This window comes from Geodermatophilus poikilotrophus, assembly GCF_900111455.1.
Lineage (GTDB): Bacteria > Actinomycetota > Actinomycetes > Mycobacteriales > Geodermatophilaceae > Geodermatophilus > Geodermatophilus poikilotrophus.
Genome location: NZ_FOIE01000006.1, coordinates 38,160 through 65,078, shown reverse-complemented (window position 1 = coordinate 65,078; position 26,919 = coordinate 38,160). Strand labels below are relative to the sequence as shown.

The 26,919-nt window shown below is 77.0% G+C and carries 28 protein-coding genes; 13 read left to right on the top strand and 15 right to left on the bottom strand.

Features of this window, described 5'->3' with window-relative positions:
• Positions 1–72: 72 nt before the first annotated feature.
• Together BMW27_RS14410 and BMW27_RS14405 are read right to left on the bottom strand one after the other, a co-directional pair.
• Complete coding sequence (locus BMW27_RS14410) at positions 73–1,107, bottom strand: DUF3152 domain-containing protein (protein WP_245743584.1); 1,035 nt, start codon at positions 1,105–1,107, stop codon at positions 73–75.
• Between the two features lie 132 nt (positions 1,108–1,239).
• Entirely contained in the window at positions 1,240–2,370 is a 1,131-nt protein-coding gene (locus BMW27_RS14405) for an alpha/beta fold hydrolase (RefSeq protein WP_245743583.1), read from the bottom strand.
• A gap of 69 nt (positions 2,371–2,439) precedes the next feature.
• Between BMW27_RS14405 and BMW27_RS14400 the strand changes: the two genes are divergently transcribed.
• Positions 2,440–3,090 carry a TetR/AcrR family transcriptional regulator gene (locus BMW27_RS14400; protein ID WP_091445278.1) on the top strand — a complete coding sequence of 217 codons (651 nt, stop codon included), beginning with the start codon at positions 2,440–2,442 and terminating at the stop codon, positions 3,088–3,090.
• Positions 3,091–3,275: 185 nt separating this feature from the next.
• Entirely contained in the window at positions 3,276–3,512 is a 237-nt protein-coding gene (locus BMW27_RS14395) for a DUF3107 domain-containing protein (protein ID WP_012950239.1), read from the top strand.
• Between the two features lie 142 nt (positions 3,513–3,654).
• Here BMW27_RS14395 and BMW27_RS14390 read toward each other — a convergent pair whose 3' ends face one another.
• Positions 3,655–4,305 (bottom strand): ferritin-like fold-containing protein, encoded by a 651-nt coding sequence (locus tag BMW27_RS14390; RefSeq protein ID WP_091445276.1) that lies wholly within the window; start codon positions 4,303–4,305, stop codon positions 3,655–3,657.
• Positions 4,306–4,438: 133 nt separating this feature from the next.
• On the opposite strand from BMW27_RS14390, the gene BMW27_RS14385 reads away from it, so the two are divergent.
• The 4 genes from BMW27_RS14385 (at position 4,439) to BMW27_RS14370 (ending at position 9,328) form a co-directional block, all read left to right on the top strand.
• On the top strand, positions 4,439–6,262 hold the full coding sequence (locus tag BMW27_RS14385) for a DEAD/DEAH box helicase (protein ID WP_091445275.1): 1,824 nt from the start codon (positions 4,439–4,441) through the stop codon (positions 6,260–6,262).
• A 32-nt stretch (positions 6,263–6,294) separates the two neighbouring features.
• On the top strand, positions 6,295–7,422 hold the full coding sequence (locus tag BMW27_RS14380; protein WP_091445740.1) for an outer membrane protein assembly factor BamB family protein: 1,128 nt from the start codon (positions 6,295–6,297) through the stop codon (positions 7,420–7,422).
• 107 nt (positions 7,423–7,529) lie between these two features.
• Positions 7,530–8,459 carry an alpha/beta fold hydrolase gene (locus tag BMW27_RS14375; RefSeq protein WP_175486518.1) on the top strand — a complete coding sequence of 310 codons (930 nt, stop codon included), beginning with the start codon at positions 7,530–7,532 and terminating at the stop codon, positions 8,457–8,459.
• Positions 8,456–9,328: an oxygenase MpaB family protein gene (locus tag BMW27_RS14370; protein WP_091445273.1), complete on the top strand. Its 873-nt coding sequence runs from the start codon at positions 8,456–8,458 to the stop codon at positions 9,326–9,328. The genes BMW27_RS14375 and BMW27_RS14370 overlap by 4 nt, the downstream gene beginning before the upstream one ends.
• Before the next feature lie 59 nt (positions 9,329–9,387).
• Here the strand turns inward: BMW27_RS14370 and BMW27_RS14365 are convergent, their stop codons facing one another.
• The 5 genes from BMW27_RS14365 to BMW27_RS14350 form a co-directional block, all read right to left on the bottom strand.
• Positions 9,388–10,242, bottom strand: a complete 855-nt coding sequence (locus tag BMW27_RS14365) for a RecB family exonuclease (RefSeq protein ID WP_091445736.1) — start codon at positions 10,240–10,242, stop codon at positions 9,388–9,390.
• A gap of 10 nt (positions 10,243–10,252) precedes the next feature.
• Positions 10,253–11,128 (bottom strand): PHP domain-containing protein, encoded by an 876-nt coding sequence (locus BMW27_RS14360; RefSeq protein ID WP_091445271.1) that lies wholly within the window; start codon positions 11,126–11,128, stop codon positions 10,253–10,255.
• 169 nt (positions 11,129–11,297) lie between these two features.
• Positions 11,298–11,834 (bottom strand): PH domain-containing protein, encoded by a 537-nt coding sequence (locus BMW27_RS14355; protein ID WP_091445269.1) that lies wholly within the window; start codon positions 11,832–11,834, stop codon positions 11,298–11,300.
• Between the two features lie 5 nt (positions 11,835–11,839).
• Positions 11,840–11,992, bottom strand: a complete 153-nt coding sequence (locus BMW27_RS23450; protein WP_175486517.1) for a hypothetical protein — start codon at positions 11,990–11,992, stop codon at positions 11,840–11,842.
• Between the two features lie 130 nt (positions 11,993–12,122).
• Positions 12,123–12,746, bottom strand: coding sequence for a DUF6758 family protein (locus tag BMW27_RS14350; RefSeq protein WP_012950249.1), 624 nt, complete (start codon positions 12,744–12,746; stop codon positions 12,123–12,125).
• 73 nt (positions 12,747–12,819) lie between these two features.
• Between BMW27_RS14350 and BMW27_RS14345 the strand changes: the two genes are divergently transcribed.
• Positions 12,820–13,245 carry an NUDIX hydrolase gene (locus BMW27_RS14345; protein ID WP_245743582.1) on the top strand — a complete coding sequence of 142 codons (426 nt, stop codon included), beginning with the start codon at positions 12,820–12,822 and terminating at the stop codon, positions 13,243–13,245.
• 24 nt (positions 13,246–13,269) lie between these two features.
• On the opposite strand, the gene BMW27_RS14340 is transcribed toward BMW27_RS14345, so the two are convergent.
• Positions 13,270–13,779 carry a MaoC family dehydratase gene (locus BMW27_RS14340; RefSeq protein WP_091445264.1) on the bottom strand — a complete coding sequence of 170 codons (510 nt, stop codon included), beginning with the start codon at positions 13,777–13,779 and terminating at the stop codon, positions 13,270–13,272.
• Between the two features lie 136 nt (positions 13,780–13,915).
• On the opposite strand from BMW27_RS14340, the gene BMW27_RS14335 reads away from it, so the two are divergent.
• Positions 13,916–14,416 (top strand): hypothetical protein, encoded by a 501-nt coding sequence (locus BMW27_RS14335; protein WP_245743581.1) that lies wholly within the window; start codon positions 13,916–13,918, stop codon positions 14,414–14,416.
• Entirely contained in the window at positions 14,413–15,357 is a 945-nt protein-coding gene (locus BMW27_RS14330; protein ID WP_091445259.1) for an HTTM domain-containing protein, read from the top strand. The genes BMW27_RS14335 and BMW27_RS14330 overlap by 4 nt, the downstream gene beginning before the upstream one ends.
• A gap of 21 nt (positions 15,358–15,378) precedes the next feature.
• On the opposite strand, the gene BMW27_RS14325 is transcribed toward BMW27_RS14330, so the two are convergent.
• Positions 15,379–15,672 carry a WXG100 family type VII secretion target gene (locus BMW27_RS14325; protein WP_091445734.1) on the bottom strand — a complete coding sequence of 98 codons (294 nt, stop codon included), beginning with the start codon at positions 15,670–15,672 and terminating at the stop codon, positions 15,379–15,381.
• Positions 15,673–15,823: 151 nt separating this feature from the next.
• On the opposite strand from BMW27_RS14325, the gene BMW27_RS14320 reads away from it, so the two are divergent.
• Positions 15,824–20,023 (top strand): type VII secretion EssC family protein, encoded by a 4,200-nt coding sequence (locus tag BMW27_RS14320; protein ID WP_175486516.1) that lies wholly within the window; start codon positions 15,824–15,826, stop codon positions 20,021–20,023.
• A gap of 20 nt (positions 20,024–20,043) precedes the next feature.
• Here BMW27_RS14320 and BMW27_RS14315 read toward each other — a convergent pair whose 3' ends face one another.
• The 4 genes from BMW27_RS14315 to BMW27_RS14300 form a co-directional block, all read right to left on the bottom strand.
• Positions 20,044–20,556, bottom strand: a complete 513-nt coding sequence (locus BMW27_RS14315) for a DUF6912 family protein (protein ID WP_091445255.1) — start codon at positions 20,554–20,556, stop codon at positions 20,044–20,046.
• 72 nt (positions 20,557–20,628) lie between these two features.
• A complete protein-coding gene (locus BMW27_RS14310; RefSeq protein ID WP_091445254.1) occupies positions 20,629–22,008 on the bottom strand; it encodes a WS/DGAT/MGAT family O-acyltransferase in 1,380 nt (459 codons plus the stop codon).
• 66 nt (positions 22,009–22,074) lie between these two features.
• Positions 22,075–23,385 carry a CpaE/TadZ family protein gene (locus BMW27_RS14305; RefSeq protein ID WP_091445251.1) on the bottom strand — a complete coding sequence of 437 codons (1,311 nt, stop codon included), beginning with the start codon at positions 23,383–23,385 and terminating at the stop codon, positions 22,075–22,077.
• Positions 23,385–24,317, bottom strand: a complete 933-nt coding sequence (locus BMW27_RS14300; RefSeq protein ID WP_091445249.1) for an SAF domain-containing protein — start codon at positions 24,315–24,317, stop codon at positions 23,385–23,387. The genes BMW27_RS14305 and BMW27_RS14300 overlap by 1 nt, the downstream gene beginning before the upstream one ends.
• Positions 24,318–24,498: 181 nt before the next feature.
• Between BMW27_RS14300 and BMW27_RS14295 the strand changes: the two genes are divergently transcribed.
• Entirely contained in the window at positions 24,499–24,774 is a 276-nt protein-coding gene (locus tag BMW27_RS14295; RefSeq protein WP_091445247.1) for a helix-turn-helix domain-containing protein, read from the top strand.
• A gap of 20 nt (positions 24,775–24,794) precedes the next feature.
• Here the strand turns inward: BMW27_RS14295 and BMW27_RS14290 are convergent, their stop codons facing one another.
• Positions 24,795–25,370 (bottom strand): hypothetical protein, encoded by a 576-nt coding sequence (locus BMW27_RS14290; protein WP_091445245.1) that lies wholly within the window; start codon positions 25,368–25,370, stop codon positions 24,795–24,797.
• Positions 25,371–25,472: 102 nt separating this feature from the next.
• Between BMW27_RS14290 and BMW27_RS14285 the strand changes: the two genes are divergently transcribed.
• Together BMW27_RS14285 and BMW27_RS14280 are read left to right on the top strand one after the other, a co-directional pair.
• Positions 25,473–26,210 (top strand): LysM peptidoglycan-binding domain-containing protein, encoded by a 738-nt coding sequence (locus BMW27_RS14285; protein WP_091445243.1) that lies wholly within the window; start codon positions 25,473–25,475, stop codon positions 26,208–26,210.
• Between the two features lie 40 nt (positions 26,211–26,250).
• Complete coding sequence (locus BMW27_RS14280) at positions 26,251–26,835, top strand: Rv3235 family protein (RefSeq protein ID WP_091445241.1); 585 nt, start codon at positions 26,251–26,253, stop codon at positions 26,833–26,835.
• Positions 26,836–26,919 lie beyond the last annotated feature (84 nt).

Genomic DNA, 26,919 nt, shown 5'->3' with positions numbered 1-26,919 from the left:
GGACGCGCGGGGAGGGCTCGGCGCAGCCGGGAGACGCACCCGCCGGCGGTGTCGGCCGGGGGGGCGACCCCGTCAGGGGTACGGCCAGGCGTTCTTGGCGCAGCCCTCGAGCCCGAGGGTCTGCTGCTGCATGACCGGTGCCGGCCGGCCGGGTCCGGGGCACTCCTGGTGCCCGTTGCCGAGCGCGTGGCCGACCTCGTGGTTCACCACGTAGTGCCGGTAGGTGGGGATGTCGCCCTGGTAGTCCGGGACGGCGGTCGCCCAGCGGGCCAGGTTGATGACGGCCCGGTCGCCGTACCGGCAGGACGTGTACCCGCCGGTGCCGACGCCGGGGCAGTACCGCTCCATGTTGCCGGGGCTGATCAGCGTCACCTTGAACGCGTAGTCGCCGGCCGCGGCCTCCTCCTGGCCGACCCGCTGGAACGACATCCGCCCGCCGTTGCCCCACGACCGCGGGTCGGCCAGCGTCTCCTCGACCGCGGCGGCGAACGACGGCCCGTCCACCTCGATGCCGTCCTCGACCTCGACGACGAAGCGCTGCAGCGGGCCGGTCCCGCGGACCTGCGAGGTGCCGGGGACGACGGTCACGCTCCCGGCGCCCTGCTGGACGAAGCCGGGGGCGCCCGCGGCGGTCTCCGGCGCCTCGGTCGGTGCGGCGTCGATCTCGGCCGGCGCCGTCGGGGTCGCCGAGGGTTCCGCGACCGCCTCCGCGGTGATGGGGGCACCGGCCGAGGGCGTCGGCGCGGCGGTGGCCGACCCGCCCGTGCCGGCTCCGCCGGACGCGAGGTCCACGAGCGTGACCACGGTCGCCAGGACGAGCAGCGGGATCGCGTAGGCGCGCCAGCCCCACCGGGTGACGAACCGGCGGAACCGGCCGCCTCCGCCGCCGGTGGTCCCCGACCGGGTGCGGCCGGTGACGACGACGCGGGTCCCCCCGGTGCGGGGGTCGGCGGGGATCCGCCCGGGTGCGCCGTCGGTGGCGACGGGACGGCGGACCCGCGGGCGCTCGGTGCGGCTCGGGGACTCCGACCGGGTCACCACCGGGTTGGTGTCGGCGAACCGCGGGGGCTGCTGCGGCTCGGCGCGGCGGGCGACGGGCGGGGGCACGCGCGGCAGGCCGCGGACCGGCTCCTCGGCGCGAGCGGGACGACCGGGCGGGCCGGCGTCCGGCGCAGGTCGCGTGCGCCCGTTCGGCCCGCGGCCTGGGAAGGCGTCCGCGGGACTCACCTGGTCAGACTCTCACGGCCTCCCGGCTCCGGTGGAGACCGCGCGGTGACGGCGTGTGGCCGGGCGCCGACGCGCCGCAGGCCAGGAGGCGCGCGCCTGGTCGGGCACGGCCGCCGCGGCGGCGTCCTCGGCCAGTGCCAGCACCGCCCGCGCCGTCGGCTCGGGGGCCTCCAGCATCGCGACGTGCCCGACGCCCTCAAGGACCTGCAGGCGCGCGTCCGGGACGGCGGCTGCCAGCCGCGGTGCGAGGGCGGGGTCGACCAACCGGTCGCGGTCGCCCCAGACCACCAGCGTCGGCGGCCGCAGCGACCGGGCCAGCCGCCAGGCGTTGCGCGGGCCCACGCGCAGGTAGGAGGTGATCAGCCCGCGCATGCTGCGGGTCAGCGCCCGCGTCGCCCACGGCTGCCCGGCGCGCTCGCGCATCTCGGCCAGCGCCTGGTCCAGCCGCGCCCTCGGCACCCGCCGCGGGTCGCCGAAGCACACCTGCACCATCCCGCGGACCTGCTGCTCGGGTGTCACGCCGGACAACCGGCGCTCGGCCAGTGCCGGGATCCCGGGCAGCAGGAGCAGCAGCAGCGTGCGGCTGAAGGCGCCCGGCACGCGGTAGACCGGCATCGCCGGGGACACGAGGGTGAGGGTGGCGACCAGGTCGGGACGACTGGCCGCGACGAACAGCGAGACCAGGCCGCCGAGGGAGTTGCCCAGCAGGTGCACCGGCCGGCCGGCGGCCTCCCCGGGCTCGGCGACGATCCGCTCCAGGACGTCGACGACCGCCGCCACGTGCCCGCGGACCGAGTAGGAGGTGCGCGCCGGCGGCCGCGAGCGGCCGAAACCGGGGAGGTCCAGCGCCCAGCCGTCGAAGCGGACGGCGAGCAGCGCGGCGAGGTCGGTCCAGTTGGTCGAGGCGCCGCCGAGCCCGTGCACGTAGAGCGCCCGCTCCCGCGGCGCACCCGCGGCAGCGCCGTCCACCGGGCCGGTCCACGGCGTCCGCCGGACGAACACCTCTCCCCCGCGGACGGCGACCTGCTCCCCCGGCCACGGCGGCGGGAGGCGGTCGGTGCCCGGTAGCGGGACCGCCGACAGGCGGGCCGGCCGGGCGGGGTGCCCGTCCGCGGCGGCGCGGGCGTCGGGACCGTCGGGCACCCGGCAGACGCTAGGTCAGCGCGGACGGCGGCGCGCGAGCGGGTGACCGGTCGGTAACATCCCCCCGCCATGCACGTATCCCGGTCAGCGCCCGCGCCCGTCCGCCGCTCGTCCCGTCTGCCGCGGGGCGCCCGCCGCGCGCAGCTGCTGCAGGCCGCGCAGGAGGTCTTCGTCGCCCAGGGCTACCACGCCGCGGCGATGGACGAGATCGCCGACCGGGCCGGGGTCAGCAAGCCCGTGCTGTACCAGCACTTCCCGGGCAAGCGGGAGCTCTACCTGGCGCTGCTCGAGGAGCAGGTCACCGCGCTCACCGACCGGGTGCGCGAGGCGATGGAGGGCACCGACGACAACCGCACCCGCGTCAACGGCGCCGTCGGGGCGTACTTCGACTTCATCAACGCCGACGGCGCCGCGTTCCGGCTGGTCTTCGAGTCCGACCTGAACAACGACGAGGACGTCCGCGAGCTGGCCGACCGCGGCCACCGGGCCTGCGTGGAGGCGATCGGCGAGGTCATCGCCGCCGACACCGGCCTGGACCGGGAGCGGGCGCTGCTGCTCGCCTCGGGCCTGACCGGGCTGTCCGAGACGAGCGCCCGCTGGTGGCTGCCCCGCAAGGGCACCGTGTCCCGCGACGAGGCGGTGTCGCTGCTGACCGCGCTGGCCTGGCGCGGCATCTCCGGCTTCCCCCGGGTCGAGGGCGGCGAGGGCGGCGCGCGCTGAAGAGGGGCCCGCTGCCCCCCGGCCCCGTCCCGAGGCTCGCCCCGAGCTTGCGAGGGGTGAGGAGGACGGGGTCCTCCCACTGCAGCGGGGCCACGTTCGCTGACGGCACACCTGCACCGCAGGTCGGCGGATCGCCCGCTGCACTAGCGTGGGGATCAGCCGCGCAACTCGAGGAGGCATCCCCCGTGGAAGTCAAGATCGGTGTCCAACACTCCCCCCGGGAGCTGGTCATCGACAGCCCCAAGACCCCCGACGAGATCGCTGCCGAGGTGGCGAAGGCCATGTCCGGCGCGACCAAGGACGGCCTGCTGACGCTGGTCGACGACCGTGGTCGCCGGGTGCTCGTCCCCGTCGACCGCATCGCCTACGTGGAGATCGCGCAGGCCGACCAGCGGCGCGTGGGCTTCATCGCGGGCGCCTGAGGGCCATCCGCACGTCCCGACGGGGCGTCTCCGCAGCGGCGGGGGCGCCCCGTCGTCGTGTCCGGGGATGCGCTCCCACCGGACACCGGTCACCCGGCCCCGGTGCAGGGGCCCGCGCCGAGCGCGCGGGGCACCGGGTCCGTCACGGGTTCAGGCCGAGGGTCTTCATCCGATCGGTGTACGCGCTGGTGATCCGCTCGACCAGCCGCCCGATGCCGTTGAGGTCGCCGGTGCCCTCGAGGATCAGCGCGGCGAGCTGGTCGCGCTCGGCGATCACCGCCTGCGCCTGCCGCATGGCCTCGCCCACCAGCCGCCGTCCCCACAGGGCCAGCCGGCCGGAGAGCGTGCGGTCGGTCGCGATCGCCGCCCGCACCTCGCGGACGGCGAAGTCGGCGTGGCCGGTGTCGGCGAGCACGTCGAGGATCAACCCCCGGTCGGGGTCGGGCAGGAAGCCGGCGATCTCCCGGTAGAACTCCGACGCCAGGCCGTCCCCCACGTAGGCCTTGACCAACCCCTCCAACCAGGTGCGCGGCCGGGTGGTCTCGTGGAAGGCGTCCAGCGCGGGGACGAACGGGCGCATCGCCGCGGTCGGCTCGGCGCCGAGCTCGGTGAGGCGCGCGGTCAGCCGGCGGTGGTGGTCGATCTCCGCGGCCGCCATCTGCGCCAGCGCGGCCCGGCCGTCCAGGGTGGGCGCCAGCCGCGCGTCCTCGGCCAGCCGGTCGAAGGCGGTCAGCTCCGCGTAGGACAGCACCCCCAGCAGGTCGACGACGGCTTGCTGGTCGACCGCGTCCACTGGCAGCTCCCGGGATCGGTGGGACGTTGGCGCCTGCCCCGGACGGGGTGGCTCGGCGCCCCGGACCGCGCGGCGGAGGGAGGCTAACCGGTGCGCACGCTAGACTGGGAATCGGCGAGCCCTCGGGTTCGCTGTGTATCTGTGCGCTGACGACCGCTGGAGACGATGCCCCGAGGGGTCCCCTCCCGGGTCGACACCGAGGTGTGGCCCGGTTCCTGCTGGCCGCGTCGGCGCTGGAACCGATCCCGCGACACCCGACCGGGACTGGTGCGACAGCGGCGCGATCGCGCCCCCGAGCCGGTCCCCCAGCAGACCAGAGGCGAGAGCACTGACCTCCACCGAGAACACCCCCACCACCCCCGAGCTCGAGCACGCCGAGACCGGCGCTCCCGCGCCCGAGCAGCTCGAGCAGACCGTCGAGGAGCTCGGCGGCGCCCCCGTCGCCGAGGACGCGCCGCTGTTCAGCGACTTCGACGTCCACCCCGACGTGGTCGCGGCGCTGGCCGAGGCCGGCATCACCCGGACCTTCGCCATCCAGGAGCTCACCCTCCCGCTGGCGCTGGCCGGCAACGACCTCATCGGCCAGGCCCGCACCGGCACCGGCAAGACCCTCGGCTTCGGCGTCCCGCTGCTGCAGCGCGTGGTCCCCGCCTCCGAGGGCGGCGACGGCGTCCCGCAGGCGCTGGTCGTGGTCCCCACCCGTGAGCTGTGCGTGCAGGTCGCCCGCGACCTCGGCACCGCCGGCGCCAAGCGCGGCGTCCGCGTGCAGGCCATCTACGGCGGCCGGGCCTTCGAGCCGCAGGTCGCCGCGCTGCAGGCCGGCGTCGAGGTCGTCGTCGGCACCCCGGGGCGGCTGCTCGACCTGGCTCAGCAGGGCCACCTGATCCTGGGGAAGGTCGGCGTCCTGGTCCTCGACGAGGCCGACGAGATGCTCGACCTGGGCTTCCTGCCCGACATCGAGCGGATCCTCGCGATGGTCCCGGAGAAGCGGCAGACGATGCTGTTCTCCGCGACGATGCCCGGCCCGATCGTGACGCTGTCGCGGTCCTTCATGACCCAGCCCACGCACATCCGGGCGCACGGCAACGACGAGGGGTCGACGGTCCCGCAGACCACCCAGTTCATCTACCGGGCGCACAACCTGGACAAGCCCGAGCTGCTCTCCCGGGTGCTGCAGTCCCGCGACCGCGGCCTGGCGATGGTGTTCTGCCGCACGAAGCGCACCGCGCAGAAGGTCGCCGACGAGCTGGTCGAGCGCGGGTTCGCCGCGGCGGCCGTGCACGGCGACCTCGGCCAGGGAGCCCGCGAGCAGGCGCTGCGCGCCTTCCGCAGCGGCAAGGTCGACGTCCTGGTTGCCACCGACGTCGCCGCCCGCGGCATCGACGTCACCGGCGTCAGCCACGTCGTGAACTACCAGTGCCCCGAGGACGAGAAGACCTACGTGCACCGGATCGGCCGCACCGGCCGCGCCGGCAGCACCGGCGTCGCGGTCACGCTGGTCGACTGGGACGACATCCCCCGGTGGCAGCTGATCAACAAGGCGCTGGACCTGGACTTCACCGACCCGCCGGAGACCTACTCCACCTCGCCGTGGGTCTACACCGACCTGGACGTGCCCGAGGGCGCGACCGGCCGGCTGCCCCGCGCGCAGCGCACCCGCGAGGGCCTGGACGCCGAGACCGTCGAGGACCTCGGCGAGACCGGCAAGCGCACCCGCTCCGGCGGCGGCCGCGGCCCGGGCCGTGAGGACGAGGAGAAGCCGGAGGGCGCCCGCAAGAGCCGTCCGCGCCGGCGCACCCGGAGCAGCGGTGCCGCCGCGGCCGGCGCCGCGGCCGCGGACGCCCCCGCGGAGGTGCCGGCCGGCGAGGCCGCCGCGACCGGCGAGTCCCCGGCCCGCAAGCGCCGCCGGCGTCGTCGCGGCGGGTCCGGCCGGGGTTCGGCCGAGCCCGCCGCCTAGAGGGAGGGCCCCTGCACAGGGTGGGCCGGCCGGTGGTGCGTCCGCCGCTGCGGGTGTGGGCGTGGACGGCGGCCGTCCTCGCGCTGGTCGTCGTCTCGATCCTGCTGTGGCGGGGCTCGGACGCGGCCGCCACCGTCAGCACCACCGCGGCACCGGCCGGCGTCCCCAGCGGGACACCGCCCGGTGCCGTCTCCGCCGCCTGGTCCGCCCCGACGACGCCGACCGGCGGCGCGGTCCGCGCGACCGCGGACGGCGGCCGCGTCGTCGTCGGCGACGGGCACGGGGTGCGCGCGCTCGGGGTCGACAGCGGCGAGGAGGCCTGGCGCTACACCCGCGCCAACGCCCGGCTCTGCGACTGGACCGTCGTCGGCGGCCGCGTCGTCGCCGTGTTCGGCACCGAGGACCGCTGCGACGAGGCGGTCGCGCTCGCCGTCGACACCGGCGTGCGAGCCTGGACCCGCAACCTCGACCTGCGTCCCGACGCAGTGCTGTCCAGCACCGAGGGCATCGTGCTGGCGACCAGCCCGACCGGCGTGCTCACCCTCGACCCGGTCGGCGACAGCATCCGCTGGCGGGCCGCTCCGGACGAGGGCTGCACGTTCGCGGACGGCGACGTCGGCGGCGCGGGCGTCGCCGTCCTGCAGACCTGCGGCGGGTCGGTGCAGGTGCGCCTCCTCGACGGCTACGACGGCACCCCGCTGTGGAGCCGGGACGTGACCGGGGGGACGACGCTGGCCGGCGTCGAGCAGGCGGTCGTGGTCGCCGGCGACGACGGCGTGCAGCTGCTCGCCGGCGTCGACGGCGCCCCGCTCGGTCCGCCCGTCGCGGAGGCCGCGGACGAGGTGCTCGCGACCGGCGTCGGCACCAGCGCGCTCGTGTGGGCCTACGGCACGCTGACCGTCGTCGACCAGGGCACCGGCGTGGTCTCCTGGCGCACCCCGGCCACCGGCGTGCCCGCCGGCGAGGCCGACCGGGCGCTGCTCCCCGCGGGGACGTCGATCCCGGTGCCCGAGGGCGACGCCGTCGTCCTCCGCGACCTCGCCACCGGCGACGAGCTGCAGCGCGTCGCCACCCCCGAGCTGGACGCCGGTGGGCTGGTCACCGTGGCCGGCCCGGTCGTCGTCCACCAGCTGCCCGACCGCGTCACCGCTCATCGCTGAAGGAGGACCCCGTCCTCCTCACCCGCTCGCAAGCTCGCGGCGAGCCTCTGGACGGGGCCGTGGCGGGTCGACTGCATGAGTGCCGTCGCCGATGTTCACTGGTGGGCATGGTGATGCCCGGCGGTCCGGACGACAGCGCTCCCGTCTCCATCGCGCCCGACGACCTCCGCCAGCTGGCCGAGCACGACGCGCGGCACCACGCGTTCGAAGGCGGCGCGGGTCCACTGGCGGCGCTGGACACCGGCGGCGACGCGGAGCGCGGCACCGTCCTGCTGGTCCCGGGCTTCACCGGCAGCAAGGAGGACTTCGCGCCGCTGCTGCGCCCGCTGTGCGCCGCCGGGTACCGCGTCGTCGCCCTCGACCAGCGGGGGCAGTTCGAGTCACCGGGGCCCGACGACCCGGCGCGCTACTCGGTCGCCGAGCTGGCCGGCGACCTCGTCGCCGTCGCGCGGCAGCTGCGTGCCGAGGGCCGGGCCACGCTGCACCTGGTCGGTCACTCCTTCGGCGGTCTGGTCAGCCGGGCCGCCGTCCTGGCCGAGCCGGCGGCGTTCGCCACGCTCACCCTGCTCGGCTCCGGCCCGTCGCGGCTGGGGGGCAGCCGGGCGCAGTTGCTCCAGCACCTCACCCCCCTGCTGGACGAGGGCGGCGTGCCGCTGGTGCACGAGACGCTCGAGCAGCTGGCGATGACCGACCCCAGGGCCCAGCTGGTGCCGGAGCCGACCCGCGAGTTCCTGGCCCGGCGGTTCCTCGCCAACAGCGCCGCGGGCCTGCGCGGGATGGCCGACGCGATGACCAGCGAACCCGACCGGGTCGCGGAGCTCGCGGCGACCGGCGTCCCGGTGCTGGTGGCGCACGGCGCCGCGGACGACGCGTGGACGCCGGCCGTGCAGGCGGACATGGCACGCCGGCTCGGCGCCCGGCACGAGGTCATCGCCGGCGCCGTCCACTCCCCCGCCATCGAGAACCCGCCCCGCACGTGTGCGGTCCTGCTCGACTTCTGGGCCTCCGTGCCGGCTCCGGCCGGAGCGCTCCGGTGAACCGGCTGCCGTCGGTCGACGACTTCACGGCCGAGGAGGACCTGCTCGGCTTCTTCGGCCCCGATAGCGTCAGCTGGCGGATCCACGCCGACCCGGCGTTCTCCGTCGGCGGCATCCGGGCGCTGCTGCTGCAGGCGCTGCACCCGGTCGCCATGGACGGCGTCGCCCGCTTCTCCACCGCCTTCGCCGAGGACCCGTGGGCGCGGCTGACCCGCACCGCGGAGTACGTCGCCACCCTGACCTTCGGCACCCGCCGCGACGTGCTGCGGTCGGTGCGCCGGGTGCGCGGCATGCACCGGCGCAAGTCGGCGGTCGAGGAGACCACCGGTCGCAGCTACGCCGTCGACGACGCCGACCTGCTGCTGTGGGTCCACTGCTGCGAGGTCGACTCCCTGCTGTCGGTCGCCCGGCGGGCCGGGGTGCCGCTGACCGACGCCGAGGCCGACCGCTACGTCGCCGAGCAGGTGACCGCCGCGGTGCTCATCGGCTGCGAGGCCGGCGACGTGCCGGCGAGCGTGGCGGAGCTGGACGCCTACCTGCAGCGCACCCGACTGCAGCTGGCGGTGACCCCGGCGGCGCGGGATGCCTCCCGCTTCGTCCTGCTGCCGCCGATGCCGGCCTGGGTGCAGCTGCTGACGCCGGCACGGCCCGCGTGGAGCACCCTGGCGGCCCTGGGGGCAGCCACGCTGCCCCGGTGGGCGCGCCGGCTCTACGGACTGCCGGGCTACGGCCTGACCGACACCGCGGCGACCGCCGCCGTGCGCGCGTTCCGCCGGGCGGCGCTGACGGTGCCGTCGCAGGTGCGCGAGTCGCCGATCGTGCGGTCGGCCCGGGAGCGCGTCGCGTCGGTCGAGCCGCTCACGGCCTGAAGAAGGACCCCGTCCTCCCCACCCTTCGCAAGCTCAGGGCGGGGCCCGGGACGAGGCCATCAGGCGTCGGCCGAGGTCTCCTCGGCGAGGAAGCTCCACGTGTCCCGCGGCGGGGTGGCCGCCCGACCGACCGCGCAGCTGGGCCGGAAGTCGCACCAGCCGCACTGGCGGCCGGGAGCCGCGGGGAAGGCGGCGTCCGGGTCCTCCCCGCCGTCGACGGCCGCGGTGGCCGCGGTGATGTCGGCGGCGACGTCCTCGGCCCGCCGGACGTGGTTGGCCAGCGACCGGTCGGTGTGCTCGAAGGCGGCCACCGTGCCGGTGGGCAGGTGGTGCAGCTCGACCCGGCTGCACGGCCGGCGCAGGGTGCGGCGCACCCCCAGCACGTAGGCGGCCAGCGCGGGTGAGCCGCGGGCCTCGTCGTCTGTGCAGACCGAGCGGCCGGTCTTGTAGTCGACGACCACCAGCTCCTCGCCGCGCTGGTCGATCCGGTCGACCCGGCCGGACAGCGCCAGCCGCTCGGTGGTGGCGGCGACCTGGCGCTCGGTGCCGACCGGCTCGTCGGCGGGGTCGAGGCCGGTCACGTAGTCGGTGAGCCAGCCCGCCGCCCGGGCGCGCCACCGCTCGGACTGCTCGGCGTCGCGGAAGCCGGCCGCCGACCAGACGCCGTAGAGCAGCTGGCGCGCCGAGCCCGGGGTGCGCCTGGCCAGCGGCAGCTCCCAGAACGAGCGCAGCGCGGCGTGCACCGCCGAGCCCACGCTGTTGTGCGCCCAGGCCGGGCCCTTCGCCGGGCTGGGCCGGTCGACGTAGGCGTGCCGGTAGCGGCGCGGGCAGTCGCTGAAGGCGGCCAGCTTGCTCGGCGTGGCCGGGAACAGCCGCCGCGGCATGCCCGGCATCTCGAGCTGTGCGCCTCCCATGCCGGTCACGCTAACCGGAGGCGCCGGCGCTCCCGCCGAACGGCGCGGCGCCGGTGCTCGCCGCCAGCAGAGCGTCGAACTGGTCCGGCGCGGTGGCGCAGGCGCCGATCGGCGTCGTCTTGTTGCTGCCGTGGTAGTCGCTCGAGCCGGTGACCAGCAGCCCCAGCTCGCCGGCCAGGCCGCGCAGGTGGGCGCGCTCGTCCGGGTCGTGGTCGGGGTGGTCGACCTCCAGGCCGAGCAACCCCGCCTCGGCCATCGTCGCGATCGCCTCGTCCCCGACCACCCGGCCGCGCCGCGTCGCCAGCCCGTGGGCGAACACCGGCACCCCGCCGGCCGCGCGCACCAGCGCGATGCCGACGAGCACGTCGGTGTCGGCCTTGGCGACGTAGAAGGGGCTGCGGTGGTGCAGCAGCGTGGCGAAGGCGTGGTCGACCGACTCGACGACGCCGGCCTCGACCAGGGCCCGCGCCACGTGCGGCCGGCCCACCACCCCGCCGCCGGCGCGCTCGACGACGTCGCTCCAGGCGACCGGGTGGCCGGCGTCGGCGAGGGCGGTCACGATGCGCTCGCCGCGGCTGAGCCGCTCGTCGCGCAGCCGGGCCCGCTCCGCCGCCAGCGCCCGGTGCCCCGGGTCGAAGAGGTAGGCCAGCAGGTGCACGCTGATCGGCGGGGACCCCGCGGGGAACCAGCGGCAGGACAGCTCTGCGCCCGGGACGACGGTCAGCCCGTCGGGGCGGGCCCGCTCCGCCTCGGCCCAGCCCGCGGTGGTGTCGTGGTCGGTGAGCGCGACGACGTCCAGGCCGGCGGCCCGGGCCGCGGCGAGCAGCTCGGTGGGGCTGTCGGTGCCGTCGGACACCGACGAGTGGGTGTGCAGGTCGATCCGCATCAGCGCCCAGACTGCCGCATCCAACGGCCGGCCACAGGCCCGGCGCGACGGACCGGCGGCAGGGCGGAGCGCGGTGCGGCGTCCCGGCGCCCGCCGGTCCCCGTTCCGGGCGGCTCGGGTGCGGAGGCAGTGGCGGGCCGGCCTGCCGCGGCGACGGTGCGGTCCCGCCTTAGTCGTCCCCACCGCCGCCACCTCCGTTGCCGAACAGCAGCTCGCTCACGTCGTCGTAGACCCGCTTGTCCCTCGGCAGGAAGGTGATCTCCGACAGGCCCTGCTGCTGGCCCGCGGACTCGAAGCGGAAGGTGCCGTAGCGCAGCATCTTGCCGAGCGCCGTCTCCGCGTACGTGAAGTCGGTGATCCGGCGCAGGGGCAGCACGGCTACGGTCCGGACGACGATCCCGCGGGTCAGGAGCACCCGGCGGTTGGTGACGAAGAAGTGCCGCATCCACCACTCGCCTCCCCTCAGCGCCAGGTACCCCAGCGCCCCGAGCAGCACGATGAGACCGATGCTGGCGCTGACCCGGTTCTCCGGGTCGCGCACCATCAGCCAGAGGCCGACGGCCAGAACCGGTAACGCCTTGGCCACCGGGACGATGAGCACCGCCCAGTGCCGGCGGGTGGCGACGACGGGCGGCCTCTCGTTCGGCCGCAGGTACTTGTCGGCGTCCTTGCTCCACCGCGGTCGGTGGCCGTCGGGGCCGGCCACGCGGCCTAGGCGAGCGACTCGAAGAACGAGGCCAGCGAGGACGCCGCGTCACCCAGGGCCTGGCCGGCGGTGCGGACGAAGTCGGCCGAGCTCTCGGGCGCCGAGATGACGTAGAAGACGACGAAGGCGAGTGCCAGCCAGGTGAGGACCTTCTTCACCGTCACCTCCGCGGGTGGTGTCAGGTGGGCGCGCGGACGGGGCCGCCCGCACGGCGAGCCCCATGGGTAACACACGCCCCAGGGGTCCCTCCCGGGACACGCCGCCGGGGATGCGGTCCGGTCCGGTCCGTCACGGTCCGGGCAGCAGGTGCTCGCTGGGCGGGCCGAGCGGCAGGTCGGGGTAGAGACGCTCGCGCAGGTCGAGCAGCGTCAGCCGCTCGGCGAGCAGCCACGCGGCCGACATCGGCCACATGACCAGCCACAACCAGACGCCGTAGGCCTCTCCCACGAAGGCGGCCCGGTCGTCGGAGGTCGGCACCGCCCACAGCGGCGCGCGCTGCCCGGCGGCCTCGACGTCGGCCGACGAGGGGCCGGAGATGACGTCGCCGGGGTCGAGGCCGGGCAGCCCGGCGTACCCGCAGCCCACGCCCGTGCCCGGCTCCTCGGCCACGAGCACCAGCTCGGCCGAGCCGCCGAGCGGAGCGGGCCCGGCGCAGTCGACGACGATCGCCCGCGCGCCGGGCTCCCCGCCCCACGCCAGGCCGGTGACCGTCCAGCCCGACGGCATCGGGTCCGGGACCCACGCCGGGACCCGGGCGTCGGCGGTCACCGCGGCGATGGCGTCGTGCGCCACCAGGAGGGTGTGGTGCAGCGGTGTCACCGCCCCGTGCACGTGGCACCAGGCCTGGGCCGAGTTCCCGGGACGGACGACCACGCGCTGGCCGCAGCGGGGACAGACCGTGGTGGCAGTCATCGGGCATCACCGTCCTGGGACCTGACGGGTTCGTCAAGCGCTGACCCGGCGGGCCGTGCGTACCGTTCGGGGCGTGCCGCCCGCCGCCGACGCCCCCGTGCCGGTGGTCGCCTGCGTCGGTGCGGTGGTGTTCGACCCGCACGGCCGGCTGCTGCTGGTGCAGCGGGGCCACGAGCCCTCGCGCGGGCTGTGGTCGGTGCCCGGTGGACGGGTCGAGGCCGGCGAGTCGGTGGCCGCGGCGGTCGAGCGCGAGGTGCGCGAGGAGACCGGCCTCGCGGTGCAGGCCGGCGCCGAGGTGGGCCGGGTGCGGGTGCCCGGCCCCGGCGTCGTCTACGACGTCGTCGACCTGGCCTGCACGCTGCTGGACTCCTCGGCCACGCCGGTCGCCGGGGATGACGCGGACGCCGTCACCTTCGCCGACGCGGCCGACCTGGAGCGGCTGACCTGCACGCCGCGGCTGCTGGAGACGCTCCGCGGCTGGGGCGTGCTGCCGTCCTGACCGGGTGCGGCAGCACGCCGCCGGTCAGCTGCGGGGCCTGGGCTCCGGGCGGCCGGGCTGCTCGCCGCCGCGGGCCTCGCCGTAGGAGCGCTTGGGCACCATGACCTTGCGCCGGAAGACGCACACGACGGTGCCGTCCTGCTTGTAGCCGATCGTCTCGACGTGGACGACGCCGCGGTCGTCCTTCGACCTGGACTCGGTCTTGTCCAGCACCGTGGTCTCGCCGTAGACGGTGTCGCCGTGGAAGGTCGGCGCCACGTGCCGCAGCGACTCGATCTCGAGGTTGGCGATGGCCTTGCCCGACACGTCCGGGACGCTCATGCCGAGCAGCAGCGAGTAGACGTAGTTGCCGACGACGACGTTCCGGCCGAAGTCGGTGGTCTCCGCCGCGTAGTGGCTGTCCAGGTGCAGCGGGTGGTGGTTCATCGTGATCAGGCAGAACAGGTGGTCGTCGTACTCGGTGACGGTCTTGCCCGGCCAGTGCTTGTAAACCGCACCGACCTCGAACTCCTCGTAGTACCGACCGAACTGCACCTGCCGCCTCCCGACGTCGACGCTGACAGCGGGGCACCGGAGGAGTCGCAGGCGCGGGCCCACCACGCCCGGCGGGCCAGTTGCCCACCACGCGTCGGTGACCCACCTGGACGGCCGCCGATCCTACGATGCGCCCGTGGTACCGGCTCCCCCCGTTCCGGACACCGGGGAGACCGGTGTCCTGACGCTCTCCCCCTCGGGCCGGCGGGTGCGGCTCGCCGCCACCGCCGTGGTGCTCGCGCTGCTGCTCGGCGGCACCCTGTGGGGCAACGACTCTGAGTTCCCGTTCGGCCCGTTCCGGATGTACTCAACGCGTGCCGACCCCGACCGGCCGGTGGTCTCCACCAGCGTGGTGGGCGTGACCGCCGACGGCGACGAGGTGCGCCTTTCCGGTGGCGAGGTGGGCCTGCGCCGGGCGGAGTTCGAGGGGCAGCTGCCTCGCCTCGTCGAGGAGCCGCAGCTGCTCGGGTTGCTGGCCGAGTCCTACGCCGCCGGCCACCCCGACGCCGAGCCGCTGGTGGCGGTGCGGGTGGTGCAGCGCCGCCACGCGCTCGACGACGGACGGCGCACCGGTGAGATCACCGAGAGCGTGCTCGTCGACCACTCCGTGACGCCCGGCCAGGAGGGCACCCCGTGAGCACGACCGCCTCCCCCGGGCCCGGCGCGACCGCCGCCGTGCCGTCGTCCGCGACGCGCCGGACGGAGTGGGACTGGTGGTTCCGGCCCGTCCCGCTGGCGCGGATCGCGGTGTTCCGCACCATCGCCTACCTGTTCGTGCCGGTCGACGTCTTTCTCACCACGGCGTGGGTGCGGGCGCACGCCGACGTCCCGACCGAGTGGTACGCGCCGCTGACCATCGGCCGGCTGCTGCCGCTGCCGACGCCCACCCCGGCGGTGGTGGTCGTCGTGCAGTGGGCCCTCGTCCTGGCCGCCCTGGCGGCGGCGACCGGCCGCGCCCCCCGCCTGCTCGGCACCGCGGTGTTCCTCCTCTACTTCGAGTGGATGGTCATCGCGATGAGCTACGGGAAGGTGGACCACGACCGGATCGCCTACCTCGTCGCGCTGGCGGTGCTGCCCACCATCGGGTGCGTGCGGTGGCGCGACAAGCGCTCCTCGGAGGCGGCCGGCTGGGCCATGGCGGCGGTCTTCGTCACCGTCGTGCTCACCTACTTCCTGGCCGCCTGGGCCAAGATGCGCTTCGGCGGCTGGGACTGGGCCACCGGCGCCACGCTGGCCCGGGCGATCGTGCGGCGCGGAACCGTGCTGTCGGACTGGCTCCTCGAGACGCCCGGCCTGTTGGTGGGCGCCCAGTGGGCGATGCTGGCGCTGGAGTTCGCCGCACCGCTCGCGCTGCTTGTCTGGTCGGCCCGCGCGCGCGTGGCGCTGGTGGTCTTCCTGGTCGGCTTCCACCTGGCCGTCTACGCCAGCGTGGCGATCATCTTCCTGCCGCACTGCGTCGCGATCCTGTCGATCCTGCCGTGGGAGCGCCTGCCCGAGGTTCCCCGCCGGCTGCGGTCCCCCACCGGCGGCGAGCGCCCGGCCGAGGTCTCCCCGGCCGGGGCCGCACCACCGGGCTGAGCCCGCACCCGGGGGACGGCGTCAGAGCAGCGCCCCGATGCGGGCCGCCACGTCCGCCTCGTGCTGCTGGTAGGACGCCGCCACGCCGTCGAGGAGGCCGCCCATCCCGGTGAGCGCGTCGCTGACCCCCTGGGCGCTGAGCCGCCACTGCTCGTAGAGCTCGGTGAAGCGGGCCGCGGCCTGGCTGTCGGTCCAGCCCTCGAGCACCGAGGCGTCGACGGTGCTCGACAGGGCCGTGTGCCGGGCAGCGGTGTCGGCGGCCTCGGCGCGGCACTGGCCGGCGAGCGTCTGCAGGGTGGCGATCTCGACCTTCACGTGTCCTCCTCGTCGTCCGGGTCCTTCCCGGTCGGGGCGGACGGTAGGGGTCCTCGCCCGGCACCCGGCCCCGGCCGTCCACAGCCCGCCCGGCGTCCACAGATCCGCGCGCGGACCCGGTGAGCGGTCTGCGGCGAGCAGGGGTCGCGGCGTGCCCGCCCGCTCCCCCACCACCCGCTGCTGGACCCTCGTCGCGCCCACCGGCGCACTCGACGTGGCGGTCTCGGCCCGGGACGACGACCGGCTGGGCGCGGTCCTGCCGCCACTGGCCGCTGCGCTGCGCCTGCCGTCCGCGGAGCTCTGGTCCGGCAGCACCCGGCTGGACGACGAGCTGCCGCTGAGCGACCCGGCGCTGGCGCACGGGGCGCTGCTGGGACTGGGCCGGCCCGGCCCGCGCCCGGCTGCCGCCGCGCGGTCGAGCGCGCTGCAACTGCACGTCGTCGGGGGCCCGGACGCCGGCACGGCCGTGCCCCTGGAGCGGGGCAGGCACGTCGTCGGCCGCGGCGGTGAGGCCACCGCCCGGCTGACCGATCCGGACGTGTCGCGCCGGCACCTGCTGGTGGAGGTCGGCACCGGGGACCTCACCGTGCGCGACCTCGGGTCCAGCAACGGCAGCGAGCTGGACGGCGTGCCGCTCGACGGGGAGCCGCGGCCCTGGCCCGCGGGCGCGCCGATCCGGCTGGGGTCCAGCACGCTGCGGACCGCCGGGCCCGGTGGCGCCCGGGCCACCCTCCGGCCCGGGGACGGCGGACGGCTGCGCCTGGATCCGGGTCCGCGGCTGCACCCACCGCGCGAGGACGTCGAGGTCACCTTCCCGGCCGCGCCTGCCGCCGCGCCGTCCCGCCGGCTGGCGTGGGTCGCCGTGGCGCTGCCGGCGGTGGGCGGTGTGGTCCTGGCCTGGGTGCTGGACGCGCCGCACTTCCTCTTCTTCGCCCTGCTGAGCCCGGTGGTGGCGGTCGGTACCTGGTTGTCGGACCGGTGGTCGGGCCGGCGCAGCTCGCGACGCGCCCGGGCCACCCACGCAGCCGAGCTCACCGCGGCGCGGGACCGGCTGGCAGCAGCGCTCCGCGCCGACGAGCGCGCCGCGGCGGCCGCGCACCCGGACCTCGCCGCCCTCACCACCGCGGCGCGGCGGCGGTCCACCGACCTCTGGCAGCGCCGCCGGGGGGACGCCGACGCGCTGGCCGTGCGGATAGGGACCGGCCCCGGGGAGTCCCGCGTGGCGCGGGTGGAGTCCGACGGTCCCCGGCGGCGGGAGCCGTCGGACCTGCTGCCCGTCGTCGTCGAGCTCGCCGGCACCGGTGGGCTGGGGGTCGCCGGTCCGCGTGCCCCGGCGGTGGGCGTCCTCAGCGCCGTCCTCGGTCAGCTGGCAGCCCTGCACGCCCCCGGTGAGGTGGAGCTGGCGCTGCTCACCACACCGGACCGGCTGGCCGACTGGGCGTGGCTGCGGTGGCTCCCGCACCTCGCCGCCGAGGCGGTGCACGTGCACCCCGCTCCCCCGGCCGACGCGGCCGACGGGGACTCGCTCCGGTGGTTCGCCGCGCTGCTGTCCCGCCGGGCCGTCGCCCAGGACGGTGCACCCGGCTGGGTCGTCGTGCTGGTCGACCGGCCGGTCGGCGCCCGGCTGCTCGCCGCCCTGCGCACGGCCCGTTCCGCCGGCGTCGTCCCGCTGGCCTGCGGGTCGTCGACAGCCGACCTCCCCGGGCTGGGTGAGGCGGTGCTGCAGCTCGGTGGCGAGACCGGCGGCGAGGCTGCCCTCCTCCGGTCCGGTGCGGGCAGGCGGTCGGCCACGGCGGTCGACCGCCTGCCCCGCCGCGTGGCCGCGCAGCTGGCGCGCGACCTGGCCGCGCTAGCACCGGCCACCGTCGACGCCGCCCTCCCCCGGCACGTCCGGCTGCTCGACCTGCCGGCCGCCCGGGCGGTCCCCGCAGCCGCGGGCGCGCCGTCCGGCGGCTGGTCCCGAGCCCGGGACACGCTCGTCGCGACGCTGGGCCGCACCGCGACCGGCGACCTGTCGGTCGACCTGTGCCGGCACGGACCGCACGCCCTGGTGGCCGGGACGACGGGCTCCGGCAAGTCCGAGCTGCTGCAGACCCTCATCGCCGGCCTGGCCCTGGCCCACCCACCGGACCGCTGCTCGTTCCTGCTCGTCGACTACAAGGGCGGCGCGGCGTTCGCCGAGGCGGCCGCGCTCCCGCACACCGTCGGCCTGCTGACCGACCTCGCCGGTGCGGCCACCGCCCGCGCGCTCCGGTCGCTCACCGCCGAGCTCACCCGGCGCGAGTCCCTCCTCGCCGCGCACGGCGTACCGGACCTGGGCGCCCTGCCCGACGCGGTGGAGCTGGCCCGGCTGGTGATCGTCGTCGACGAGTTCGCCGGGCTGGCCGAGGAGCTGCCCGCCTTCCTGTCCGGTCTCGTCGGGATCGCGCAGCGGGGTCGCTCGCTGGGCGTGCACCTGGTCCTGGCCACCCAGCGGCCCGGCGGTGTCGTCTCCCCCGAGATCCGGGCCAACTGCACGCTGCGCGTCTGCCTGCGGACGACCGACGAGGCGGAGTCCCGGGACGTCCTCGGTTCCGCACAGGCCGCCGTCCTCCCGGTCGACACCCCCGGCCGCGGCTACCTGAGGGCCGGCGGGGGCGCCGCCGTGCTGTTCCAGGCCGCGAGGGTCGGCGGCGCCCCTCTCGACGTCCGGGACGGTGGACCGCAGGTGGCTCGCTGGCGCTGGCCGGCACCCCCGGCGCCCCCGGCGGAGGGGGAACCGGCCGGGCGCAGCGACCTCGCCGTGCTGACCGAGGCGCTGGTGCGCCGGGCCGGCGAGACGGGCCTGCCGCTGCCGCACCGGCCCTGGCGCCCCGCCCTCCCCGACCGCCTGACCGCCGAGGAGCTCGAGCACTTAGAGAGTCGGCCCGCCGCGGTGGACCGGTTGCGACTGGGGCTGCTGGACCGCCCGGACGTGCAGGCGCAGGAGCCGGTCGAGCTGGACCTGGCCCGCGCCGGCGGGTGGCTCGCGGTCGGCGGGCCCCGCAGCGGGCGGACGACGTTCCTGCGCAGCGCACTGGCCGAAGCGGTCACCGCACTGGGCCCTGACCGGCTGCATGTGCACGTGCTCGACCACGGCGGAGGCGGACTGGCCGCGGCGGTGGCCGGTCTGCCGCACGCCGGCACCGCGGTCGGCCGGGACGACGCCCTGCGCACCGTGCGGCTGCTGGACCGGCTGGCGCAGGAGGTGGCCGCGCGGCGCGCCGTCCCGCCGGAGGACCCGCCGCCGCACCTGCTGCTGCTCGTCGACGGCGCGGAGTCGGTCATGGCGCAGCTCGACGAGTCCGATCCGGGACGGGGGTCGGCGGCGTTGCTGCGCCTGGTCCGGGACGGCGGAGCGGCCGGGCTGACGTGCCTGCTCACCGCCGACCGGGCGGTGCCGGGCGGCCGGCTGGCCAACGCCGTCGACACCCGGCTGGTGCTGCCGCTGGCCGACCGGGCCGACTACGCCGTCGCCGGTGTCCCGGCCGGCGCCGTGCCCGGGCACCGGCCGCCGGGGCGCGCGCTGGTCGGCGAGGACGCCCGGGAGTGCCAGCTCGCGCTGCCCCGCCGGCTGCCCGGCACCTGGCCGGCTGCCACCCCGGGACGGCAGCGGCCGCTGTCGGTCCCCGAACTGCCGGCCGCGCCCGTGCTCCCGCTGCCGTGGTCGAGCGGCTCGGGGCACCCGCTGCTGCTGCCGATCGGTCCGGGCGGCGACGACGGCGGCGTGCTGACCGTCGACCTGGCCCGCACCGGGGGCCTGCTCGTCGCCGGGCCGCCCGGCAGCGGCCGGACCACGGCGCTGGAGTCCTGCGCCCGCCACCTCGCCACCGCGGGTGTCGCGGTCCTGCACGTGGTCCGGAGCACGCGGGACGCCGACGGTGCGCCGGGTCGGCTGTGGCTGGAGGCCACGGACGTCGCCGGGTGGCAGACGTGGCTCGCCGAGCTGCACGGCGCCCCGGCCGCCGTGGTCGTGGACGACTCCGCCCTGCTCGCCGACTCCGCGGTGCTCGGTGCACTGCCCGCGGCGGAGTCCGTCCCGGACGTCGTCCTCGTCGTGGCTGGGACGGCCGCCGAGCTGTCGGCCGCCTACCGGGGTCCGGTGCCCGCGCTGCGGCGGCGGCGCAGCGGCCTGCTGTTGTCCCCCGGTCCCGGGGACGCCGACCTGCTGGGCATCCGGCTCCCCCGCACGCCGGTCCCCGCGCGCCCCGGGTCGGGATGGCTGGTCGTCGCGGGCACCGCGCAGCGGGTCCAGGTGGCCCGCCGCGATCTGCCGGGGAGCGGCCCGGTCGAGGCGCTCACGGGCAGCGGGACGCGCGGAGCGGGGTGGTGACCGCCCGCTCCGGGCCGCGCTCAGAGCAGCTCGAGCAGCGCCCCGATCTCCTGGGTGGCGTACCAGGCGAGCTCGTGCCCCTCCGCCTGGTCGACGACGAACTGCGCGTCCTCGCTGCCGAGGTCGGCCTCGAGCACCACGTTGACCGCCGCCCGGACGTCGTCCTCGGCCTCGGCGTCGTCGACGTGCGCGCTGGCCACGTCGGCCAGGGCGACGTCCCCGGTGACGCGGACGGCACCGCGGTCGGCGTCGGGGTCCCCGATGTCGCTGACCGCGGCGTCGGGGACGTCGGCGGCCAGCACGACCCGGCGGCGGGCCGCCGAGGGGTCGACGTCGACGAGCCGGAGGCTGGCCCGCGCAGCCGCCAGCAGGGCGGCGTACTCGAGTTCCTCCTCGTCGGCTCCGGCGTCGCTGAGGGCGTAGAACTCCCGCAGGCCCGGGGTGACCGCGAAGGCGGTGAGCGGGCCGCGGAGCCGCCCGTCGTCCACGAGGGTCCCCAGGACGCTCGTCGTGGCGGGCAGGTAGACGCGCACCGGGCTGGCTCCTTCGTGCTGGGCGGACGCCCGACGGTATCCCGGCGCCCGGGTGGCTCCGCCCGCCCTGGGTCAGCCCGCGGTCTCCACCAGGCCGGCGAGCTCCTGCTCGATGAGGTCGGCGAGCACGTCGACGTCCCCGACGCCGTCGCGGTCGGCGTTCAGGCCGAAGAAGACACGGCCGTCGTAACTCGTGATGCCCACCGACAGGCCCTGCCCCGGAGCCAGCGGGACGACGGGGAAGACCTCCAGCATCCGGGCGCCGGCGGCGTAGAGCGGCACCTGCGGGCCCGGCACGTTGGTGACCACCAGGTTGGCCATCCGGCGGGACAGGCCGCGCGCCGCCCGGGCGCCGAGGGCGTGCAGCGTCGGCGGGGCGAAGCCGGTGAGCGCGATGAGCGTGTCCGCGCCGACCGACCGGCCGTGCTGGCTCACGCCGCGCATCGCGAAGCTCAGCCGCGCCAGCCGGACGCGCGGGTTGGGCTCCCCGACCGGCAGGTCCACCAGGTAGCTCGACACCCGGCTGCCCGGGACCTCCTCCTCCTCGCCCTGCACCGACACCGGCACCAGCGCCCGCACCGAGGTCGAGCCGAGGACCGCCTGACCCCGCGACAGCAGCCAGTCACGCAGCGCCCCGGTCACCACGGTCAGCAGCACGTCGTTGACCGTTCCGCCGTGCGCCTTGCGGACCCGCTTGACGTCGTCGAGCTCGGCCCGGGCCACCGCCACCCGGCGCTGGCTGCCGCTGACCGCGTTCAGAGGGCTGTGCGGCGCCGGGAACAGGGCCGACCGCGCCGCCCGCACCGCTCCACCGGCCGCGCTGGTCAGCCGCGCGCCGGTGGCCCGGGCGTCGGTGACGGCGTGCCGGGCGGTCTCCACGACCGCCGACGGGCGCTGCACGTACTCCTCCACCGCCTGGCCGACCAGCCGCAGCGCACCGGGCAACGGGCGGGGACGCCAGCGCTCCGGCTCGGGGAGGAACGCGTCGGGCGAGTCGTCGAGCAGGACCTGGCCGATGTCGACGGTCCCCAACCCGTCGACCAGCGCCGGGTGCGTCTTGGTGATCACCGCGACCCGGCCCTCGGGCAGGCCCTCCACGAGGTAGAGCTCCCACAGCGGCCGGTTCCGGTCCAGCGGCCGCGCGACCACCCGGGAGACCAGGTCCAGCAGCTGGGCCTGCGTCCCCGGCCGGGGCACCGCGGACCGGCGGACGTGGTACTCGACGTCGAAGTCCGGGTCGTCGGCCCACACCGAGTTGGCCAGGTGACCGGGCACCTCGAGGACACGCTGCCGGTAGCGCGGGACCAGAGGGAGACGGGCCGCCACCAGCGAGGCGAGCGCGTCCAGACCGCCCGCCGGCGGCTCCAGCACGAGCACGCCGGCCACGTGCATCGGGTTGTCCGGCTTCTCCAGGTAGAGGAACGACGCGTCCAGGGTGGTCAGGCGCTCCACCTCAGGTCTCCTCCCGGTCGGGGTCCCCACGCTACGACGCGGCACCGTCGGGAGGCATCCCGGACGTCAGTGGTCGCCGCCTCGGCCGACGCGGCGGCGCCGCCGCGGGCGCCCGCGACCGGCGGTCGGCACCGGCACGCCGGTGAGCGCCGCCGCCACGGACCGCAGCCCCTCCCGCAGCGGGGAGGACGGCGCCACCTCGGCCAGCGTGCGCCCCTCGGCCAGCGCCACATCGGTGGCGCGTCGGTCGGCGGGCAGAAAGAAGCCCACCTCGCGGCCGGCGAAGCGCTCCAGTGCGTTCGCGATCTCGCGGCGGGGGTCACCGGGCACCGGGCCACGCCGCACCTGGTTGACCACGACGACCGGCTCGACGTCGGCGAGCACGTCGCGCAGCTCCCCGAGGGCGCGGATGCTCCGCTGCAGTGCCACGGGGTCCGCTCCGCTGACGCAGAGCACGACGTCGGCGGCCTCGAGAACGGTGAGCGTCACGCCGTTGCGCCGGGGCGCGGCCGTGTCGAAGGAGAGCTCCTCGTCCTCCTCGAGGCTGAACGCGCAGTCCACCACGGTGAGCTCGGCACTGCGGCGCAGCTCGTCGAGGACGGCGGCCACGGCGTGCGGGCGCAGCTCGGGCCAGCGGTCCGCGCGTGCCAGGCCGGTGAGCACACCCAGCCGCGGGCGCACCGCCCACGCCAGGCGGCCGAGCGCCGCCTCGTCGAGGGTGCCCGCGGCCGCCTGCCGGGCCGCGCCGGCCAGGCCGGGTGACTCGTCGAGCAGGCCGAGCACCTGGGCCACCACACCGCCGTAGACGTCGGCGTCCACCAGCAGGGTCGGCACGCCCAGCCGCGCGGCCTCGTCGGCCAGCCCGACGGCCACCGTGGTGCGGCCCGGCGCGCCTGTCGGGCCCCAGACCGCGACCACCCGACCCCGGCCGGCCGGCCGTTCCGGCGCAGGCTCGGGCAACCCGTGCGCGGGCAGCGCCGCCCGGGGGTCGGCGATGTCCCGCCCGGGGGTCGGGCCTCCGGCTACCGCCTCGCGGAGCGCCCGGGCGATCTCCTCCGGCGCGGCGTCGGCCGGGAGCACCCGGCCGACCCCGAGGCCGCGCAGCCGGTCCGCGGCCCGCTCGTCCCCGGGGTCCACCAGCCCGACGACGGCCACCCCGGCCGCCGACAGCCGGGCGACGGCGTCCCCGTCGAGGCGGCGCAGGTCCGCCGACAGGAGGGCGGCCTGCGCCGTCCCGGTGGCCGCTGCGGCCAGCAGCTCGGAGACGTCCACGCACCGGCGGACGACGGTGACGCCGTGGTCGGCGCGGTCGAGGGCACCGACCAGCGCGGACTCCCAGCCGGCGCCGGTGACCGCGGTGACGACCTGCAGGGCCATCAGGGCGTCCCGGTCGCCGGGACGGTAGGCGTCGCAGCACCCGGCTCGCCGGCCGGCGAGCCGGGGGACGCAGCCGGCGGGACGGCCGGGTCCGTGGCCGTCGGAGTGGCCGGAGCGGCCGGCGGAGTCGGCGCGACCGGGGCGCCCGACGGGACCGTGGGCGCCGGCGGTGAAGCCGGTGACGACGTCGCGGTCGGGCGGGCGGACGGCCTCGCCGCCACACCGGCGGCGACGTCCACCGACCCGTGCACCACGACCACCAGCGGCCGGCCGCCGATCGCCTCCAGCACGACCGGCGCCTGGTCGACCGGCACCGAGACGACCACCTGCACCGTGGTCGTGGCCGTCGACAGCACGCCCTCGGTGCGCCCGGAGACGGCCTGCACCGGCGCCGCCGCCACGACCAGGGCCACGCTGCCGTCCCCCGTCGCGGTGGCCCCGGCAGCGGGGTCCGCGACGGCGTAGACGTCGACGACCTGCCCGCGGTCCAGCCCCGGCGGCACGTACCCGGCCTGCACGGGCAGCGCGAGCTGCACCAGCTCGGCCGGCTCCTCCAGCGCCGTGCGCGGCAGCAGCTCGCCGTTCCGCACGGCCCGGGCGAGGGTGCGGCCCTCGGGGTGGGTGCTCGTCGCGAGGTAGGCGCCGGCGACGTCGTCGAGCCGGACGTCCACGGCCACGAGGTCCCCGGAGGTGAGCACGGCGCCCGCGGCGAGGTCGCCCGCGGCCGACCAGACCGGGACCGTCGCGTCGGCGGCGGCGACCACGCGGGCTCCCAGCAGCACCGAGCCGAGCACCAGCAGGACGCCCAGGACCAGGCGCAGGTCCAGCCAGCGAGGGGGCCGGACCCGTCGCGGCGCCGACCCCGGCACGGGGGCGGCGGTGCCCGGGGTGACGGCTGCCGGGGCGGTGGGCACGGTTCGCGTGGCGCTCACAGCCAGCGGTTCCTCCATCTGCACGGACGCCGTGGACGGCCCGGGTGGGCCACGGTCGGACGCAGATGATGCGGCAGCGGAGCCGGTGCGTGCAGGCGCTGTCCACACGTTCGGGGTTGTGGACAGCGCGCCTGCCACCCGGACGGGGCTGCCAGAATGTCCGGGACCGGACGGAGACCTGATGCCCACACCGCGGTTCCTGACCCTCGACGACGTGGCCGAGATCCTCAACGTCTCCTGGTCCCAGGCCTACGCGCTGGTGCGCCGCAAGGAGCTGATCGCCATCCAGATCGGCGGTCGCGGCCAGTGGCGGGTCGAGAACGAGGAGCTCGAGCGCTTCATCGCGCGCAAGTACGCCGAGGCGCGCGCCGGTTCGGTGGCCTCGGAGCCCGCGGCCGGCGAGCAGACAGAGCAGGACGACGCGGCGAGCAGCCCCGGAGGGCGCGGCCGGGGCTGACCCCCCACGGCCCGGGCCGGTCAGAGCTGGTCGAGGCCGGGCGTCAACGTCCGCACCACCGCGACCGCCGCTAGGGCGATCGCCCGCACACCGCGCACGGCCGTGGCCCGGCGCGGCTGGTCGGCCGGGTGCTCGGCGAGCTCCACGTGGTCGGCGCCGACGCCGTCCACGGTGCCGACGTGCACCGCGCCGTCGTCCAGCACGACCTGCACGACACTCCGGTCGCGGGCCAGGCCTCGCAGCGCCCGCCGCAGGTCCAGCCGCGCCCGGACCGGACCGGGGTCCTCGGCCGGGGCCGTGACCCGCCCCAGTCCACCGACCGTCCGTACCGTCGAGGTCGCCACCAGGACCTCGCGGCGGCCGTCGTCGGTCAGCAGCAGCCAGTCGGCTCCCACCTCGACGAGGACGCCGGCGACGTCACCGGCGCCGCGGCACCGCAGGACCAGCGGGCGGCCGAGCGCGCCGGCCAGCCGGTCGACCAGCCGGACCGCCCCTGTCTCCGCGCGCCGGCGCGAGGCGTCCTCCGCCCGCTCGGCCGCGGCCTCCGCCTCGTCGAACTCCGCCTGCAGGTCGGCGAAGAGCCGTTGCCACCGCATCCCGCCACCTCCTCGGTTTCCACACTAGTGGACACCGATCCTTGCGTTTGCCTGTATTTGCTTGCTTTAGTCGGACCTCAGTCGATCGGTCGAGGAGGAGACATGTCGATCCGGCGCCTGCTGGGGACGACGGCCGCGATGGCTGTCGCTGCCGCCGGCCTGCGCGCGGTCACCCCGGACCTGACGGGTGTGACCGACACCGGTCCGGACCTGCAGCGCGCCGTCGACACCGCCGGCGCAGAAGGCGTGCTGCTCGCCGGTGTCGCGGTGCTGGCCTGGGTCGTCTGGCTCTGGGGCGCTCTCGGCCTGACGCTCACGGCGCTGTCCGCGCTGCCCGGGGCCGCGGGCACGCTGGCGCGGGCCCTGACCCGGTGGGTGCTGCCCGGCGGCGCCCGGCGCGCAGCTGCCCTGGCCCTCGGCGTCGGTCTGGTGACCGGGGGCCCGCTGCTGGCCGGTTGCACTCCGGCCTCGGGCGCGCTCCCCCGGGCCGTCGCCGTGGCCTCCGCGGACGTCGCCGTTCCCCCTGCGCAGGGGTCCGTCGCGGACTGGCCGGCCACGCCGGCCCCGGAGCCGCGGTCCGACCAGCCGCCGTCCGTAACGGCCGTGCCGGACTGGCCGGCCACGCCGGCCCCGCTGCCGGGCGAGCACGTCGTCCTGCGGGGCGAGTGCCTGTGGGACATCGCGGCGGGCGACCTCGCCCGGCGGACCGGCAGCACCCCGACCGACGGTGAGGTGGCCGCCTCCGTCGACGCCTGGTGGCACGCCAACGCCGCCGTGATCGGCCCCGACCCCGACGTCCTGCTGCCGGGCCAGGTGTTGCGCCCACCCCCGGCGTCCTGACGTCGCCCACCTGCCCGTTCCCGAGCCCCGGAGCACCCCGATGTCCGCGCCTGCCACACCCGTCCAGCCCGCCGCCGACGAGACCGCGCCCACGACCGGTCCGCAGCCGCTGCGCGCGGCCACGCCGCGGCTCACCGTCGTCCCCACACCGCAGCCACCGCTGGACCCGGAGCCGGTGCTGCGGCTGGTGCTGCCGGGCGCGGCGATGCCGCGGGTGCCGCACCGGCCGGGTCCGCGGCCCCGCCCGGAGGACCCGCCCGCGGGCTTTGCGCCGGGCTTCGAGCCGGCCTGGTCGGGCCGGGCCGACCTGCCCGACCCGCGGATCGCCGGCCGGCGGCTGCTGACCCTGGCCCTCGAGGCGCTGGCCGGGCGCAGGCCGCTGACCCAAGTGCAGCCGCTCACCGCCCTCGGCGTCTACGCGGCCCTCTCCAGCGGTCGCCGCCCCCGGTGGTGCGCCGGTGGGACCGCCCCGGTGCTGCTGGGCCCGGTGCACGTCTGCGAACCGGTCGACGGGGTCGCCGAGATCACCGCGGTGGCCCGCCGCGCCGGCCGGGCGCACGCGGTCGCCGCGCGGCTGGAGGGCATCGACGGCCGGTGGCGGTGCACGGCGCTGCAGATCGGCTGAACGGCCCCCTCCCGGCCCCGCCCTGGCCTGCGGAGGATGGGACCCGGGACGGCGGCCCCTGCAGGATCCCGCCGCGAGCTCGAC